This is a genomic window from Leucobacter sp. NPDC015123 (genome assembly GCF_043080205.1).
In the GTDB taxonomy this organism is placed as follows: Bacteria; Actinomycetota; Actinomycetes; order Actinomycetales; family Microbacteriaceae; genus Leucobacter; species Leucobacter aridicollis_A.
The window spans coordinates 42,191-58,480 of record NZ_JBIBVH010000010.1; the positions used below are offsets into that span (position 1 = coordinate 42,191).

Consider the following 16,290-nt stretch of genomic DNA (forward strand, 5'->3'; position numbering starts at 1 on the left):
AAGCGGCGCGCGGGGGCATTCGAAACCGGAAACTCCCGGAGTTACTCGACCTTCTCGGCCTCGGCGAGGATCGCCTCGGGGATGGTTGCGCCCATCCGCTTCGCGGCTGCCTCGTTCACGACGTACGCGAACTCGTTCGAGACCTCGACAGGCATTGTCGCGGGGTCTGCGCCCTCGAGCACCTTCAGTGCCATCTCGCCTGTCTGGTAGCCGAGCTTCGTGTAGTCAATACCGAGGGTGATGACCGCGCCGCCCTCGACGGTGCCTGCCTCGGCACCGATAACTGGGATCTGCTTGTCTTCAGCGACCTGCACGAGCGATGCGATGCCCGCGACAACCATGTTGTCGGTCGGCACGTAGATCGCGTCGACGTCACCGAGCGCCTCGGTCGCCGCAGCGATATCGTTCGCGGTGGTGACTGTCTTCGTCACGACCTCAAGACCGAGCGGGCCAGCGGCCTCGGTGACTGCGTCAACCTGCACCTGCGAGTTGACCTCGCCCGATGCGTAGACAATGCCGACCTTCTTCGCGCCGGGAGCGACCTCCTTGAGCAGCGCAAGCTGCTCATCGAAGGGCGCGAGGTCGCTGGTGCCAGTGACGTTGCCGCCCGGTGCTTCGTTCGACTCGACGAGCTGGCCTTCGACAGCGTCGGTGACGGCGGTGAAGAGGATCGGCTTGTCGGTGATCGCCTGAGCAGCGGTCTGCGCTGCAGGCGTCGCCACGGCGAGCACGAGATCAAGATCTGAGGAAGCGAAGCCCTGCGCGATGGTGACGGCGGTTGCCTGATCGCCGTTCGCGTTCTGGTCGTCCCACTCGACCTCGACGCCCGCGTCGTCAAACGCCTGCTTGAAGCCGGCGGTCGCCGCGTCAAGCGCGGGGTGCTGCACGAACTGGCTCACACCGATCTTGTACGAGGCCTTCGCCTCGTCACCCGAATCGGTTGCGGCGGGGCTGGAGCAGGCGTTCAGCGTCAGCGCCGCGACGGCGAGGCCGGCGAGCGCGATGCCTGAGCGGCGGAACGAGGTCAGTCGCATAGTAAAACGGTCCTTCGTGAGTATGCCGCTGCAACACCGCAACGGCAGGGGAAAACAACAAGGGCTTTGCTGTTTCCAGCATCGTACCCTGACAGGGGCTCCCCCAAACTCGCGCCGCGGCGCAACAGTTACGCAAACGAGACGGGACGGGGCCGAGCGCGAGCGCTAAGCCAGCAGAGCGCGGTCGTCGAAGCTCGCGCCCTTGATCTTCGCGAACTCGGCAAGCAGCATCGGCACGGTGAGCTCCGACTTCTCCTCGGCGTTCGCCTCGAACACGATGCGTCCCTCGTGCATCATGACAAGCCTGTTGCCAAGCGTGATTGCCTGCTCCATGTTGTGCGTCACCATGAGCGTCGTGAGGTTGCCCTCCGCGACGATGCGCTCGGTGAGTGTCGTCACAAGCGCCGCGCGCTGCGGGTCAAGCGCCGCGGTGTGCTCGTCGAGCAGCAGGATCCGCGGCTGCGTGAACCCAGCCATGAGCAGCGACAAGGCTTGACGCTGCCCACCCGAGAGCAGGCCAACCTTCGCCGTGAGACGGTTCTCAAGCCCGAGCTCGAGCGATTCGAGCTCGGTGGCGAACGCCTCGCGGCGGGCCTTCGTGATGCCCCGGTGCAGACCGCGGCGCTTGCCTCGCTGCAGGGCGAGCGCGAGGTTCTGTTCGATGGTGAGGTCGGGGGCTGTGCCCGCCATCGGATCCTGGAAGACGCGACCGACGTATCGGGCCCGCTTGAACTCTTTCAGTTTCGAGACTGAAGCGCCGTCGATCCTGATCTCGCCGGTGTCGATCGGGTAGCGGCCCGAGATCGTGTTCAACAGCGTTGACTTGCCCGCGCCGTTCGAACCGATGACAGTTACGAAATCGCCCTCTGCGAGCTCGAGGTTGAGTTCGACGAGCGCACGGCGCTCGTTCACCGTGCCCGCAAAGAATGTCTTAGAGATGTTCGCGATGCTCAGCATGATTACGCTCCCGTCGTCGCGGCCGCCGCCGGCTGGGTCATGATGTCGGATCGCTTGTTCCCGCGGTTCTTGAACGACGGGATGCGCTTCAAGAACCCCCAACGTGGCAGCAGCAGGGCAGCGATCACGAGGAGCGCAGTCATGAGCTTCATGTCGTCTTGGTTGAAGCCGATTCGCAACGCGCCGAAGATGATGATGCGGTAGAGCACCGCGCCAACGACGACTGCGAGGGTTGCGAGCCAGATCCAGCGCTGCCCGAGCAGCGCCTGACCGAGAATCACTGAGGCGAGGCCGACGAGGATCACACCGATGCCCATGCTGATATCAGCGAGACCGTTGTACTGCGCGATGAGCGCGCCGGCGAGGCCGACGAGGCCGTTCGAAAGCGACAGGGTCAGGATCTTCATGCCGTCGGTGTTCACGCCGAACGAGCGGATCATCTGCTCATTGTTGCCAGTCGCCTGGATCGCGAGACCAAGATCGGTCGACAGGAACCAATCAACGAGCAGCTTGATCGCAAAGACGACGACGAGGAAGATCAGTACGACGTACCAGGTCTTGCCCATCCATCCGGCCTCACGCAGTGGGCTAATGAGCGTCTCCTCGCGGAGAAACGGTAGGTTCGACTTCCCCATAATGCGCAGGTTGATCGACCACAGCGCGATCATTGTGAGAATGCCGGCGAGCAGACCGTCGATCTTGCCCTTGGTGTGCAGGATGCCGGTGATCGCGCCCGCGATCATGCCAGTCACGCCACCCGCGAGCGTCGCAAGCAGCGGGCTCTGGCCGGCGTGAATGAGCGCCGCAGCAGTCGCCGCGCCAGTCGTCAGGCTGCCGTCGACAGTGAGATCTGGGAAGTTCAGCACGCGGAACGTGAGATAGACCCCAAGGGCGAAAATGCCGTAGAGAAGTCCGACTTCAATTGCGCCTATCAATTCGCGCCTCCTGCTGTGTAGTGTTCATGCTCGTCTGCTCCGGCGTGAAAGCCGAGAGTAGCCCCTAGAGCAGCGCCGCCGCCGCTGAAGAGACCTCGATCACTGCGTCATTCTCATGACGCGCACCGATGGAGATGCGAATTCCATCACCTGAGAAGCAGCGTACCGAAACTCCGCGCTCCGCGAAGACTTCGCTGACTGCGTCGCTCGCGGCGCCCGCCGTAATCCACACAAAGTTCGCCTGCGAGTCCAGCACAGGCAGGCCCGCCGCACGAAGCGCGGTTGTGACGCGCTCGCGCTCGGAGACGAGCACGTCGATGCGTTCCTGCAGCTCATCCTCGGCCGCGAGCGACGCAACCCCGCCGGCCTGGGCGAGAGCGCTGAGCGCAAATGGCACTGCCGCCTTGCGCAGCGCGTCAGCGACCTCGGGCTGCGCAACAGCGTAGCCAACGCGCAGCCCGGCGAGACCGTACGCCTTCGAGAAGGTGTGCAGCACGGCAACGTTCGGGTAGCGTCCGAAGAAATCGAGGCCGACTGCCGAATCCTCCTCGACGTTGAAGTGCACGTATGCCTCATCGAGCACGACGAGCACGTTGTCAGGGACCTGCTGCATGAACGCCTCGACAGCCGCCTGAGAGACAGTCGTGCCCGTCGGATTATTCGGGTTGCAGACAAAGATGAGCTTCGTGCGGTCGGTGATCGCGGCAGCCATGGCGGGCAAGTCGTGAGCACCATCCGAGGTGAGTGGCACCTGCACCGGGGTCGCGCCAGCAAGCTGGACAAGGATCGGGTAGGCCTCGAACGACCGCCACGCGTACATCACCTCATCGCCAGCACCGGCGAGAGCGTGAATGAGCTGCGCGGCGACCTCGACTGAGCCAGCGCCGAAGGCAATGTTCTCGGGCGCGACATCAAGCCTCGCTGCGAGCGCCGCCGTGAGCTCGGGGGCAGCGATACTCGGGTAACGATTCACCGACGTTGGAAGCGCTGCGGCGAGCGCCTCGAGCACTGAGGGTAGCGGATCGTAGGGGTTCTCGTTCGACGAGAGCTTCGCGCTCAGGCCGTCTGGGCCGAGCTGTGCTGGCTTTCCTGCACGGTAGGAAGGGATGCTCTCGAACCCTGAACGGATCGACACTGACATAGAGGGAACTCGCTTTCAAAGAGGCTGGGTCAATCCTACGCACCCGCGCGAGCGCCGCCCAGCACAAGCGGTACACCCGCCGAAGCCAATGGAGTTCACCACCGGTTCGCTCAGCCGCAGGGCAGCAGATCCGCAGATCACATGTCCATCCCCGTCTCACCGGGAATATCTACTGCAGATCACATGGGTATGCGCCTGCCGTGGCGCGGCGGTGCGAGGCGACTTCCGCCCAAAGATCTGTGATCTGCAGTTCGAATGCCCCACTCCTCGCCGAAGAGGCATATCTGCTGCAGATCACAGATCTAGCGGCCGGAGCCAGGGCAGGCGGACGGCACAGGGCGCAAGGCCAGCACCGAAGTCCCTAAGCTGCGCCGCCGAACTCGCCGGTTGCGACGATGATCGCGCGGGCAAGCACCGCGTCACGCATCATGAAGCCGAGCACTGCTGGAGTCGCCTGCGGATCGATGTCAATGTGGTCGACGTCGAGCGCGTGCACGACGAACCAGTAGTGGTGCACGCCGGTACCCTCGGGTGGCCCAGCTCCAACGAACGCGGGCTCGCGCTGCTCGTTCGGCATCGTGATCGCACCCTCGGGCAAGAGTGCCCCGCCGAGAGCCCCTGCCCCGGCAGGAAGATCTGTGACTGTCGCCGGAATGTTTGCGACCGCCCAGTGCCAGAAACCAGACCCTGTTGGGGCGTCTGGGTCGAAGCAGGTCACAGCGAAACTCTTTGTCTCGGCTGGGAAACCGGACCAGCTCAGTTGTGGCGAGCGGTTCGATCCACCGGCGCCCTCACCGTAGAGCTCGGCGGGCAACGGCTCGCCGTCTTGAATGTCGGCGCTGACGAGGGTGAACCCTGGCTTCTCCGGCATCCCGGCGTACGGGTTCAACGCGCCGCGACTCGGGTGACTTGTCATGGTCGCTACGCTACCTGGGAACACACGTTCTGGAAAGCCACGAACCGATAGACTGGCCTGAATATCAGCGACGCAGCAGCGATGTGGATTGGAGTGCAGCATGGCGGTCACAACCGGTTCGGAGCGTGCCCGTGGCGCGCTCTCGTACCTTCGCCGCAAGATCTCAACGGGCGAGTGGGCGGTGGGTGAGCGAATCCCCATCGAGCCCGAGCTCGCAGATCAGATGGGCGTGGGCCGTTCAACCGTTCGCGAGGCCGTCCGCTCGCTCGCAAGCATGGGCATGCTCGAGACGGCCCCCGGCCGCGGCACCTTCGTGCGTTCCTCGTCGCCGACCAGCTCGCTGCTCGACGAGTTCCTCGCGGACTTCTCGCTTGAGGAGATCCTGAGCTACCGTCGTGCGCTCGAGATCGAGGCTGCGCAGCAGGCTGCACTGCATCGCTCCGACGAAGACCTGGCCGCGCTCGAACAGGCGACGATTGAAGAGGTCGGCTGCTCACGCTGCCCCGTCCTCAGCCTGACGGACTCGGGAGAGGGCGCGTTTGACAGCCGGTTCCACCGCCTGATCTTTGACGCCGCGAAGAACCGGCTACTCGCCGCGCTCTACGCAGGCATCAACGACCAGCTGCGCACGCCCCAGCACCGCGGCCGCCTCGCAAACGTTGCAACCGGGGCCGAGATGGAACGAGACCACCAGCGCGTGCTCGAGGCCATCCGCAAGCGTGACTTCATCGACGCGGTGCACGCGATGGTCGATCACGTCGATCATGACGTCGTCATCGTGAACGAGCAGCAGGAGGTCGTCCCGCCGCTCGCCCGCACACCTGAGCAGCAGCAGCGCATCGACGATGTGCGCGACGGCCGCCCGGCGGTCGTCTAACCGCTGAGAGCCTCCTCTCCCGCGGCGCCGTCGAGATACGCGCGCAGTGCATCGCGAACGAGTGTCGCACCAGCGACCCCGCCGTAGTTCGCGGCGAAGCGCTCGTCTGCAACGTACATCTCACCGAGGCCCCGCACGTAGTGCTCGAACGCCTCTCCCGTCGGCGCTCCTGGCACCCCACGAAGCCACTTGGCGTGACGCTCAGCGAGCGCCTGCGCACGCTCGGACGTGGGATCCTCACCGCCGTTCGCCGCCGCGATCCAGTCGGCGTTCAGCGCCGCGACCTGATCCTGCCACCCCTGCTGCTGCTCGGCGCTCATGCTGCGCCACCAGCTGTCGCTCTTCGCATAGGCGTTCTCACCCCAGCGTTCAATGACTTCTTCCTTGTGCTTCGTATGATCGAAACCGTCAAACATGTTGGCCTCCATGAGCCCGTTCCCTTCGTGTTGTGTGGTGAGCGCGGCAATTGTGCGCCGGACGGCGCCGATCTGGCGGTCAATCCGCGCCCGCTCTTGCTCGAGCAGGCCGAGGTGTGCGCCGAGCACTCGGGCCTCGGCCAACGCAACAGCGTCGGCAGTCCCGGCGAGGTCGCTCCCCGCGTCTTGCGCGGCGAGCACGTCTGCGATTCGGTCGAGCCCAAGCCCGAGCTCACGCAGTAGCAGTACTCGCTGCAGCCGGACGAGCGACCTGTCGTCGTAGTACCGGTAGCCGTTGTGGCCAACACGCGTCGGCCGCACAAGGCCGAGCGCGTCGTAGTGGCGTAGCGTGCGTGACGTTGTGCCCGCCGCGCGGGCGATCTCCTGGATCGAATACTCCACTGCCGTCTCCACTTCGTCGCTCAAGGCGCACACTCCGTACGCCCGTATCTCACGGTAGAACTTGACGCTACGTCAAGGTCAAGCGATATGCCAGAACTCGTTCTCGCGCGCGGGCAGCGCGCCGCCCGACCAGGCGTAGGCTAAAGCAATGGCAAGCATCCGATTCGTCGCTATTGGAGACAGCTTTACCGAGGGAGTTGGTGACGAACAGCCCGACGGCAGCGTGCGCGGCTGGGCCGACCTCGTCGCGCAGGGACTCGCCGATGCGACCGGAGAGCCCATCGAGTACGCGAACCTCGCAATCCGCGGCAGGCTACTCGCCCCGATCCTCGCCGAACAGCTCGAACCGGCGATCGAGCTCGGGCCGACGATCCTGAGTTTCAATGGCGGCGGCAACGACATGCTCCGCCCAGGCACCGACATGGCCTCGATCATCGCGGCGACCGAGGGCGCTCTCACCCGCATCCAGCAGGCCGGCATCGAGCCGCTGCTGCTCGCGGGCGCGAACCCGACCGGTGGGCTCCCCTCGGGCGGCAGCGTGAGCAGGAAGGGCAGCGAACTGACTCGCGCAGCCGGCGATGTCGCACGCCGGCTTGGGGTCAAGTTCTCGAACAACTGGGACGATGCCGAGCTCGCGGGAAGTCAGTATTGGTCGATCGACCGTCTCCATCTCGCACCCATCGGCCACCACCGTGTCGCCGCAAACGTTCTCCGAACCCTCGGTCACGAACCCCCCGCCGACTGGGTGACAACCGCCGCCCCGAAGGCGGCCCCGACGGCCCGCGATCAACTGCGCTACACCCGTGAACACGTGTTGCCGTGGATTGGGCGCCGTCTCACCGGCCGATCCAGCGGCGACGGCCGGACTGCGAAGTACCCGGAGGTTGTGACGATCAATCCTCGGTAAGGGCTGTGCCCCCTGCCCGAGCAACGCGCGATCAGGGGGCACAGTCGAGGGGTGGCGCTACTGTCCGGACGACAGCCAGCGGCTGAGGGGCCTGCGTGCAACAATCAGCACCGCCCCAAGCACCAGACCGGTTGCCGACACGATCGAGAAGTAGGCGGGTGATTCGATCGCGGCGAACAGCTGGCCAAGCAGGCCAGAAAGCGACGAGCCAAGCGCAAGGGTGAGGAAGTTCAGGCCAACCATCTGCGACTTGAACGACTTCGGGCCAATCTGCGTCGCGACCGACAGGCCGATCGGGCCAACGAAGACCTCGGACGATCCCGCCATCGCCATGAACAGCAGAATGAGCGCGAGCGGGATGAATGCGTCGCCGGTCGCCTGCGAAATGATGAGCAGGAACAGGTAGGCGCAGCCAATCTGCACGAGACCGATGCCGAACTTGGTGACCGGCGACGGCTGGCGCGACCCCATGCTGTTCCAGAGCTTCGCGATGAGCGGCGTGATGAGCACGGCCGCGAGTGGGCTCACCGTCGTGATCCATGCGACGGGGAACGTCCAGTCACCAATCTGCAGGTTAATCCGCTCGGTGATGAGGATCGAGATCGCAGTGAACTTCTGGAAAAGCAGTCCGAAGTAGATGCCCGAGAAAAGGAACAGCGGAAGGTAGGCGAGCACACGGCTGCGCTCGTCTCGGGTGACGCTGCGTGACGTGCACATGGTGATGAAGTAGGCGGCCGCGGCGAGCAACGCAAGGACCGTCGTCGTGCTCGCGAGGTTCTCGGCTCGCAGCATCCCCGACCAGATCGCGCCGCCGAGCGCCAACAAGCCGAGCACGGCTACGCCGGCGAACACCGGGTACTTGCCTCGCGGCAGGGGGTTGTTCACAGCGGATGCCCGCTCCGGGAGCTTCTTCCACGACACGAGATACTGTACGAGCGCGCCGGCCATGCCGACCGCAGCCAGGCCAAAGCCCCAGTGGAAGCCGTACTCGTTCTGCACCCAGCCGGTCGTGAGCGGTCCGACAACCGCCCCGATGTTGATCGCCATGTAGAAGTACGAGAAGCTGACATCGCGTTCCTGCTGCGGGCGTCCCTCGACGAGGAAGCCAACAATCGAGGTGATGTTGGTCTTGAGCGCACCGGTGCCAATGACGATGAGCACGAGCCCGATGCCGAGTCCGCCGAGCCCCTGGGCGAATGCGAGCACGATGTGGCCCGCCATGATGACGATGGCGCCGAAGAGCACCATGAGCTTTGGCGCCACGAGGCGGTCGCCGAACCAGGCACCGATCACCTGAGCGAGGTAGACGGCGCCACCGTACGCCCCGACGATTCCTGCCGCGGCCGCTGGCGCGACCTCAAGGCCGCCATCGGCGAGGGAGTAGAGCAGATAGAAGGAGAGAATCCCCTGGAGCCCGTAGAACGAGTAGCGTTCCCACAGCTCCGTGAAGGCCATGCTCCAGACGCCGCGCGGAAGCTGAGCCTTGCGCGGGGGCGGTACAGTGTCAGCCGTTGGGGTGGTAATCGAGTGGGTCATTCGTGCAGCCCTGCCAATCGTGATCCAAATCGTGCGATGAGTGAGGTGTTTTCGGAGTTCCGTGCTTCTTCCCACGCGTCAGCCACTCCGAACAGGCTGTACATGGCGTGGACGCCGACCCACCGGATCGGCTCGGGCTCCCAGATGCCGGAGTTGTGATCGTTCCAGGGCAGTTGGGTCAGCCCGGTCGTCTTCCCCTCAACTCGATCCAGCAGCGTGCGGGCTGCAAGGTTCGTTGCGGTGACGCCGTGACCCGCGTAGCCACGCGCATTTCCGATGCCCGTCGCGGGGTCGAAGTAGATGCCCGCACACCAGTCGCGGGTGACTCCGATCGCTCCGCGCCACGCGTGATCGATCTCAATGTTGGCGCTGGGGAAGAAGAAGTCGAGGCGATCCTTCAGCGTCTTGATGGTTCTCGCGTCGACGACGCCCTCGCCTGGGAGGCCTGAGGCGTAGGCGTACGGCGTCCCGCGCCCGCCAATGGCAATCCGATTGTCTGCGGTGCGCTGGGCGTACACGAAGGTGTGCGCGCCGTCGTTCAGGCACTCGCGACCGTCCCAGCCGATGCGTGACCAGTCTGCGTCGCTGAGGGGCTTGGTGACGATCATGGAGGAGTTCACGGGAATGACCTCGCGGCGGCCGAAACCTGGGCCCTCGCTCTCGACCGTTCCGGTGAACGCCTCAAGGCAGCTCAGAATGACCCGCCCGCGCACAATTCCGCGCGTCGTTGTCGCCGCGTGAGGGTCGATGCGCTCGACCTCAGCGTGTTCGCGAATGGTGACTCCCTTCGCCTCAACCACGTCGGCGAGGCCACGTGTGAGCTTTGCCGGGTCCACACGCGCAGTGTCGCGGTAGTACATTCCGCCCAGCGCCGGAACGATGCCGATGCGTTCCTTGAACGCGGCGGCGTCGAGTAGCTCGATCGACTCTGGCTCGTAACCGTTTTCAAGGTTCGCGCGGTATGTCGCCTGCAGCCGCTTCAATGCCGCGGGTGTTGTCGCTGCCTGCAGTTGGCCGCCGCGGTGCTGATCCGCGCCGATGCCTTCAACGTCGAGCACGCGCAGGGTCTCTGTGATCGCCGCGCTCATCTCGTGCTGAAATGCGCGAACGGCGCTCTTCCCGTCGAGGCCGCGCTTGTTCATCGCTTTGGCGTACACGGCACGGTTACCGGGGATGAGCGTCGACACCCATCCTCCGTTGCGGCCCGAGCCCCCGTACCCGACCTCGTGAGAGTCAAGCACCGTGATACGCCACTCCGGGTGCGCGGTCGCCGCGTAGTAGGCAGTCCATAGCCCAGTCATTCCGCCGCCGACGATGACAAGATCCTGTTCTTCGCTAGGAAGTGCACTGCGCCGGGACGGCGCGGAGGCACGGGCAGGGATGGCTGATTCGGGATTGCGCATCCAATGCGAGATCTCGCCGTTCGTGTAGTGAGTCACCTTCGTGGTGTCCTTCCCAGTAGTTGTGTCGGTGCAAAATGTGCACGGCAAAGCAGCGCCGTGGCGCGTCGAACAGCGCCGACCTCCGTCGGCGGTTCATTCAGTTATTGAAAGTGGGGTATCAGTAAGTCGGGGGCGCCATTGTCCAGAGCACACGAGCTTGCGCGGTGCCGCTTGCTTCGACCACTCGGTGCGGCTCGCTGCTGTTGTAATGCAGGGAATCGAGTTCGCCGAGTTCGTAGGTGTCGTCCCCCACCGTGACGGTGACCCGCCCTGAAAGCACTACGAGCACTTCCTCTGACGCACCGTGCGTGTACTGGCCTTCGCCTGTCGATCCGCCGGGTTCGAAGAGCCCGATCAGCACCTCCAGGTGGTCGAAGTGCGAGGGAGTGAGCTTCAGTTTTGTCGCTCCGTTGCCGAATGCAAAGCCCTGCGCGTCGCGGAACCGCTGCACTCGGCTGCTCGCTTCGGCCTCCGGCGCATCGAACAGGTCGCCGACGCCGAGCTTCAGTACGGCGCAAATGCTCTGCAGTGCGCGCACGCTCCCGTTGGAGTAGCCTCGCTCGATCTGCGAGATGAACCCCTGCGTGAGGCCGCTGCCCTCGGCCACGTCTTTGAGGGTGAGGCCGAGCGCGCGCCGACGCCGCTTGAGGCGTGCTCCGACGGTGGAGCCGCCGTGGGCCTCGTTACGTGGCTCGTCGGCGAGTTCCACAGGGTCATTCATTGACATGCTGCGAATCTAACACAGCTTTGATATTTGTACAAAAAACTTTACTGGCGCTCCGGCCAGTCGGTCACCGCTCGAGCGCGGAGCACTCAGGGCACAGCCCGAACAGGTCGACGACGTGGCCGATCTCGGTGAATCCGTGCTCTGCGCCGACACGGCCAGCCCATTCTTCGACGACTGTCGCAGCGAGCTCGCGAGTCTCTCCACAGCGGCGGCACACGAGGTGATGATGATGCGCCGATGTCTCGCACGACCGAAACAGCGTCTCGCCCTCTGGCGACTGCAACGAGTCGGCGTCTCCGACCTCCGCGAGGTGCGCGAGTGCGCGGTAGACCGTCGCGAGGCCGACCGTCGAGCCGCCATCCTTCAGCCGCCTGTGGAGTTCTTGGGCGCTCACAAACCCGGGCGCATCGACGAGTTCGACGCGCACCGCTTCGCGCTGCCAGGTGTTTCGCTTCGGCTGCATCACTCACCTCCCGTGATCACTGCAGCTGGAGTCTTCCCCTCTAAGCTACCGGAGAGCGGGTTCGAACGCCGCCTGAGCAGCATCGACGCGCCGAGCGCGAGCACGTACACCGCAGTAGCGGCGAGGCCGATCGCGCCGCCTGCGGCAATATTCCACTCGCGCGACGCCCACAGTCCGAGCAGTCCGCTCACGACTCCGAGCACGGCAGCGATAGGGGGCACCCAGGCGATTGTCGGCGCGAGCAACCGCGCTGCGGCCGCTGGGGCAATCAGGATCGCGACACCCAGGATCGCCCCCACCGCTGGCATCGACACGACAACCGATGCGGCGATGATGCCGACGACGACGAACTCCACCGGGCCAGAGCGGAAACCCGCTGCCGTGAACCCCGCTGGGTCGAACGTGTGGAAGAGAATCCGCCTGCCGAACACTGCAAGCGCGACGAGCGAGAGAACCAGCACTGCCGCTGTCGCCGAAATGTCGACGAAGGTCACGCTGAGTGGCGATCCAACGAGCAGCGCGTCGACAGGAACGCCGAGGCCGGGGTTCGCGCTCGACAGCAACGCGCCGAGCGCGAACCCGAGCGCGAGCACGATCCCGCTCGAGACCTGCCCGCCCTGTCGCGGCACGCGAGACAGCACTCCCATGAGCAGCACGAGCAACGCAGCGAAGAGCGCCTGCCCGATCAGCAAGTTCCACCCCGCGAGCGCGAAGATCACGCCCCCCGGGAACGTCGCGTGACTCAACGCAATCGCAAAGAAGGAACGACCACGAAACACGATCAGGGTGCCGGCGACACCGGCGAGCAACCCGAGAAGCGCCAGTTCCAGTGCAGCCATAGCAAAGTAGCTCACGGACACACCCCCACGTTGGCGTTCGACACGGTGGACTCGGTGGCGGCTACCCGCCGTGCGCGCGCTCGCTTTGCGCTGTGCACCGCCTGGGAGGCCACCACTGCGACGCCGTAAAGGGCAACGAGGGCGAGCACGATGAGGGCGCCGGGTGACGCCGAGACCGACCCGCGAAGCGACCATTCGAAGGAACCCCAGAGCCCAGCAACCCCCGAGGCGAACGTCACGACCGCCGCAGCGGGCGCGAGCAGCGCAAGGCGGCGGGTGAGGAGCCGCGCAACGGCAACAGGGACGACGAGGATCGCGACAACCATGAGCACCCCGAGCGCCTGCACGCCGGCGACGACGAGCAGCGCGACGGCAACGTTCAACGCAAGGTCTGTACGAAACGCGCTAAAGCCCGCGGCGTCGAACCCTGCGCGGTCGAACGCCCGATACAGCTGCGCGCGGCGAGTCAGCGCGATGATCACGATCGCGACGACACCGACGACAGCGATCTGGATAAGTTGCGCCGCGGTCACTGTCAGGATCCGCCCGAACAGCAACTCCTGCAGCTGTGAGACGTAGCTGTCGCCCCGCGAAACAAGCACAATGCCGAGACTGAACAGCCCCGTGAGCACGACTGCGATCCCTGCGTCACGGGCCGCAACGCTGCCTGACCCTCGTGCGGTTTCGCGCCCCAGGAGGGTAAACAGTAGCGCCGCGACGAGCGCGGCTCCGAGCGCGCCGGGCACCAGCCCTGCGGTGCCTCCGACGAGCGAACCAATCACGAGCCCCGGAAAGACTGCGTGCACGAGCCCGTCGCTCACGAATTCGAGCTCACGGAAGTTGATGAATACCCCGACGATCGCCGCCGCCACCGCGAGCACCGCGATCGCGATGATCGCGCGCTGCATGAACGGCAGCGCAAAGATGGTCGCGAGCCCCGGCGCCGCCTGAGCGAGCCAGCCGGTCACGGCGCATCGACCTCTCGGGTTGTCGTGACTGTGTGTGCATCGAGCTCGACAGTGGAGTCGTGGAACGCGTGTTGCACTGCATCAAGCGTGAGGGCGTCTTCAAGTGTGCCGAACGCCGCCGGGTGACCGGGCTCTCCGGGCTCGTGTCCACTCGCGAGCAACAGCACGTGAGTGCAGGCTGCCTTCGCGATCTCAAGGTCGTGCGTTGACACGATGACCGTGCGCCCCTCGTCGCGCTGCCGCGCAACGAGGGCGAGCAGCATTTCGCGATTCTCTCGGTCGAGACCGTTGAACGGCTCGTCGAGCAGCAGGAGGCGCGGGTTTGAGACGAGCGCGCGAGCCAAGATCGCCCGCTGCTGTTGGCCGCCCGAGAGCTCGCCAAAGATGCGGCCAGCGAAGGCTTCCAGTCCCACGAGGCGAATCGCGTTCGCGATTGCTTCCCGCCCGGCCTTGCCGATCCGACCGAACGCGCCGACCTCCCGGTACAGCCCCATGCTCACCACGGTGCGCACGGTGACGGGAAGGCTCGTGTCGCGCGCGTCGGATTGCGGGAGTGTACCGACGCTGCGGCGAGCAGCCGTCGGTGACTCACCGAGCACGCGCACCGTCCCACCGGTGAGGTCCGCGAGCCCGAGAATGCCGCGCAACAGTGTGGACTTCCCCGAACCGTTGGGCCCAATGAGCGCGACTGCAGCGCCTGACGGCACGTCGAGCGTCAGGCTCTGCACCCGAGTCTCGCCGCCGTAGCCGAAGGACGCCCCGGCAAGCGCAAGGGCTACTTCAGCGTTGTCTGTCATGAATGCTCCCCCAGGCCCTTCGGAACGGGGCCAGGCGTCACACCCCAGGCTTCGAGGATAACGCGGGTGTTGTGCACAGTGGCGTCGACATACGTTTCTGCCCCGCTCCCTGCGGCGCCAAGCGAGTCAGCATACAGCGCATCGCTGTCAACGACGGTGATGCCGGTTTCGCGCGCGATCGTCTGCGCGAGTTTCGGGCTCATCGACGACTCAACAAAAATCGCCCGCACCCCGCGCTCTCGGATCTTCGCGCTGAGAGCATCAAGCTCAGCGACGCTCGGCTCGGCGTTGTCTTCAAAGCTCGGCATGATCGCGCCGGCGTAGGCAATGTCGTAGTCGTGGAGGAAGTAGCGGAGCGAGTCGTGACCGCTGACGAGCACACGATCCGCCGCCGGCACGCCCGCAAACTGCTCACTGACCCACTCATCGAGCGTGGTGAGCTGCTCCTCGAGCTCCGCAGCGCGTTGTGTGTAATCGGCCGCGTGGGCAGGATCCGCCTGGGCGAGCCCACGCGCGACCTCGGCTGCCATGCCGCTCGCGTACCGCGGGGATGTCCAGAGGTGTGGGTTCACGTCGCCGTGATCGTGCCCGTCATGCCCAGCTTCTTCATCGCCGTGGTCGTGCCCCTCGTGGCCTGCCTCCTCGTCGGCGTGGTCATGGTCGGCTTCGCCTACAGCCCCATCTGTGGCTTCGTGATCGGCGTGGTCGTGGTCGTGATCGTGCTCAGGCGTCTCGCCGGTCTCCGCCTCACGCTCGCCCTCGGCGGTGATCGCTTTCGCTTCAGCGAGGTCGATGCCGTCGGAGGCAGTGACAAGCTCACCGCTAAAGCCCGACGCTTCGATTGCCGAATCGATGAAGCCTTCAAGTTCTGCACCGTTCACAATCAGCACGTCTGCCTGGCTCATGGCAACAAGCTCCTTGGGAGACGGGTCGAAGTGGTGAGCTGAAGCACCCGGCTGGAGCAGGCTCGTCAGCGAGATGTCGTCGCCGCCGATCTGGCTGGCGAAGTCAGCAAGCTGTGTCGTGGTTGCGACGACGGCCAGGGTGTCGCTGTTCGCCCCCTCAGCCGCGGGAGTGCATGCGCTGAGCGCGAGGACTGCGGCGAGCGCCGGGACAACGATTTCTCCGCGACGGGAGTGTGAGAGCTTGGACATACAACACCTTCTAAATGAGAACGAGTCTCATTCTATGTGCGAATGAGAACGGTTCGCAACAAGGTGGCGTGCCGAGGCCCTGGCCCGGTCGCACAGGCAGCGTTGTCAGCAGACATGCCGACGACTTTTACGCACCAGCCGGCCTTGCCCTCTACTCACTCACGGGCGGATACTTCTCAAGCGCATCCCACGCAGGGAACGGGCGATACGCCCCGGGCAACAGATGCACGAACTTGTCCTCAGCCGCATCAAACGCGTCACCATGGGCACGCGCCGCATCCTCAGCCTTCTCACGCTCATAGATCGCGTCAGTCACAGGCCCCCAGTCCCCCCAGTACACGGGCGAGTGGACTGAGAGATAGAGTTCTCCGTCGTTGTGATCACGGATCTCATACCAATATCCATCAGGGTCAGTGACAGTCAAGCGCGTATTCTCGGAAGTCATCGGCGCCCCAGTAACATCCCAACCACGCTCGACCCACATCTGTCTGATCTCCTCGAGCGTCACATGCGGCGCATCGTCATACGAATATCGCCGAAAGATGGTGTAGTAATAGCTGTTATCCCGCGTATCACCAACCAGCTTTCCGCCCAGGGCAAACCCCGACCCGGGGATCACCCCAGAATCGACACTGCTCGCACGCCACTCTCCGGCATAGATATCCTGCTGCATCGCAGTCACCCGCTCATACAGTGCAACATACCGCTCACCAGCAAGCGCATACTGAGCCTCAAGCGACCTCCCAAGGGATTCCTCTTCGGTCATCCCAGCGCCATCT

At 64.9% G+C, this 16,290-nt stretch carries 17 protein-coding genes; 2 read left to right on the top strand and 15 right to left on the bottom strand.

Annotated elements, in window-relative coordinates; translation table 11 throughout:
- Positions 1 to 41: 41 nt before the first annotated feature.
- The 5 genes from ACF07D_RS15175 to ACF07D_RS15195 all read right to left on the bottom strand — a co-directional run bounded on the left by ACF07D_RS15175 (position 42) and on the right by ACF07D_RS15195 (position 4,983).
- Positions 42 to 1,034: an ABC transporter substrate-binding protein gene (locus ACF07D_RS15175; protein WP_391505471.1), complete on the bottom strand. Its 993-nt coding sequence runs from the start codon at positions 1,032 to 1,034 to the stop codon at positions 42 to 44.
- A gap of 165 nt (positions 1,035 to 1,199) precedes the next feature.
- Entirely contained in the window at positions 1,200 to 1,991 is a 792-nt protein-coding gene (locus ACF07D_RS15180) for an ABC transporter ATP-binding protein (RefSeq protein ID WP_391505472.1), read from the bottom strand.
- A gap of 2 nt (positions 1,992 to 1,993) precedes the next feature.
- Positions 1,994 to 2,926, bottom strand: a complete 933-nt coding sequence (locus tag ACF07D_RS15185; RefSeq protein ID WP_391505473.1) for an ABC transporter permease — start codon at positions 2,924 to 2,926, stop codon at positions 1,994 to 1,996.
- A gap of 64 nt (positions 2,927 to 2,990) precedes the next feature.
- Positions 2,991 to 4,067 carry a histidinol-phosphate transaminase gene (gene hisC, locus ACF07D_RS15190; protein ID WP_391505474.1) on the bottom strand — a complete coding sequence of 359 codons (1,077 nt, stop codon included), beginning with the start codon at positions 4,065 to 4,067 and terminating at the stop codon, positions 2,991 to 2,993.
- A 361-nt stretch (positions 4,068 to 4,428) separates the two neighbouring features.
- The gene (locus tag ACF07D_RS15195; RefSeq protein ID WP_119285470.1) at positions 4,429 to 4,983 is read right to left on the bottom strand and encodes a YbhB/YbcL family Raf kinase inhibitor-like protein; all 555 of its coding nucleotides are present in this window, start codon (positions 4,981 to 4,983) and stop codon (positions 4,429 to 4,431) included.
- Positions 4,984 to 5,083: 100 nt separating this feature from the next.
- Between ACF07D_RS15195 and ACF07D_RS15200 the strand changes: the two genes are divergently transcribed.
- Positions 5,084 to 5,860, top strand: coding sequence for a FadR/GntR family transcriptional regulator (locus ACF07D_RS15200; protein WP_391505475.1), 777 nt, complete (start codon positions 5,084 to 5,086; stop codon positions 5,858 to 5,860).
- Here the strand turns inward: ACF07D_RS15200 and ACF07D_RS15205 are convergent.
- On the bottom strand, positions 5,857 to 6,678 hold the full coding sequence (locus tag ACF07D_RS15205) for a TipAS antibiotic-recognition domain-containing protein (RefSeq protein ID WP_391505503.1): 822 nt from the start codon (positions 6,676 to 6,678) through the stop codon (positions 5,857 to 5,859). The genes ACF07D_RS15200 and ACF07D_RS15205 overlap by 4 nt on opposite strands.
- Before the next feature lie 148 nt (positions 6,679 to 6,826).
- On the opposite strand from ACF07D_RS15205, the gene ACF07D_RS15210 reads away from it, so the two are divergent.
- Positions 6,827 to 7,585, top strand: a complete 759-nt coding sequence (locus ACF07D_RS15210) for an SGNH/GDSL hydrolase family protein (protein ID WP_391505476.1) — start codon at positions 6,827 to 6,829, stop codon at positions 7,583 to 7,585.
- 57 nt (positions 7,586 to 7,642) lie between these two features.
- Here ACF07D_RS15210 and ACF07D_RS15215 read toward each other — a convergent pair whose 3' ends face one another.
- From ACF07D_RS15215 to ACF07D_RS15255, 9 genes are all read right to left on the bottom strand, one after another.
- A complete protein-coding gene (locus tag ACF07D_RS15215; protein WP_119285466.1) occupies positions 7,643 to 9,121 on the bottom strand; it encodes a peptide MFS transporter in 1,479 nt (492 codons plus the stop codon).
- Positions 9,118 to 10,560, bottom strand: coding sequence for an FAD-dependent oxidoreductase (locus tag ACF07D_RS15220; RefSeq protein WP_119285465.1), 1,443 nt, complete (start codon positions 10,558 to 10,560; stop codon positions 9,118 to 9,120). The genes ACF07D_RS15215 and ACF07D_RS15220 overlap by 4 nt, the downstream gene beginning before the upstream one ends.
- 121 nt (positions 10,561 to 10,681) lie before the next feature.
- Entirely contained in the window at positions 10,682 to 11,290 is a 609-nt protein-coding gene (locus ACF07D_RS15225) for a helix-turn-helix domain-containing protein (RefSeq protein WP_255808635.1), read from the bottom strand.
- A gap of 64 nt (positions 11,291 to 11,354) precedes the next feature.
- Complete coding sequence (locus ACF07D_RS15230; protein WP_391505477.1) at positions 11,355 to 11,753, bottom strand: Fur family transcriptional regulator; 399 nt, start codon at positions 11,751 to 11,753, stop codon at positions 11,355 to 11,357.
- Positions 11,753 to 12,607, bottom strand: a complete 855-nt coding sequence (locus ACF07D_RS15235; RefSeq protein WP_391505478.1) for a metal ABC transporter permease — start codon at positions 12,605 to 12,607, stop codon at positions 11,753 to 11,755. The genes ACF07D_RS15230 and ACF07D_RS15235 overlap by 1 nt, the downstream gene beginning before the upstream one ends.
- On the bottom strand, positions 12,604 to 13,560 hold the full coding sequence (locus ACF07D_RS15240) for a metal ABC transporter permease (RefSeq protein WP_391505479.1): 957 nt from the start codon (positions 13,558 to 13,560) through the stop codon (positions 12,604 to 12,606). Before ACF07D_RS15240 ends, ACF07D_RS15235 begins: the two co-directional genes overlap by 4 nt.
- Entirely contained in the window at positions 13,557 to 14,357 is an 801-nt protein-coding gene (locus ACF07D_RS15245) for a metal ABC transporter ATP-binding protein (protein WP_119285462.1), read from the bottom strand. Before ACF07D_RS15245 ends, ACF07D_RS15240 begins: the two co-directional genes overlap by 4 nt.
- Positions 14,354 to 15,511, bottom strand: a complete 1,158-nt coding sequence (locus tag ACF07D_RS15250; RefSeq protein ID WP_391505480.1) for a metal ABC transporter substrate-binding protein — start codon at positions 15,509 to 15,511, stop codon at positions 14,354 to 14,356. Before ACF07D_RS15250 ends, ACF07D_RS15245 begins: the two co-directional genes overlap by 4 nt.
- A 151-nt stretch (positions 15,512 to 15,662) precedes the next feature.
- Entirely contained in the window at positions 15,663 to 16,277 is a 615-nt protein-coding gene (locus tag ACF07D_RS15255; protein ID WP_391505481.1) for a hypothetical protein, read from the bottom strand.
- Positions 16,278 to 16,290: the final 13 nt, after the last annotated feature.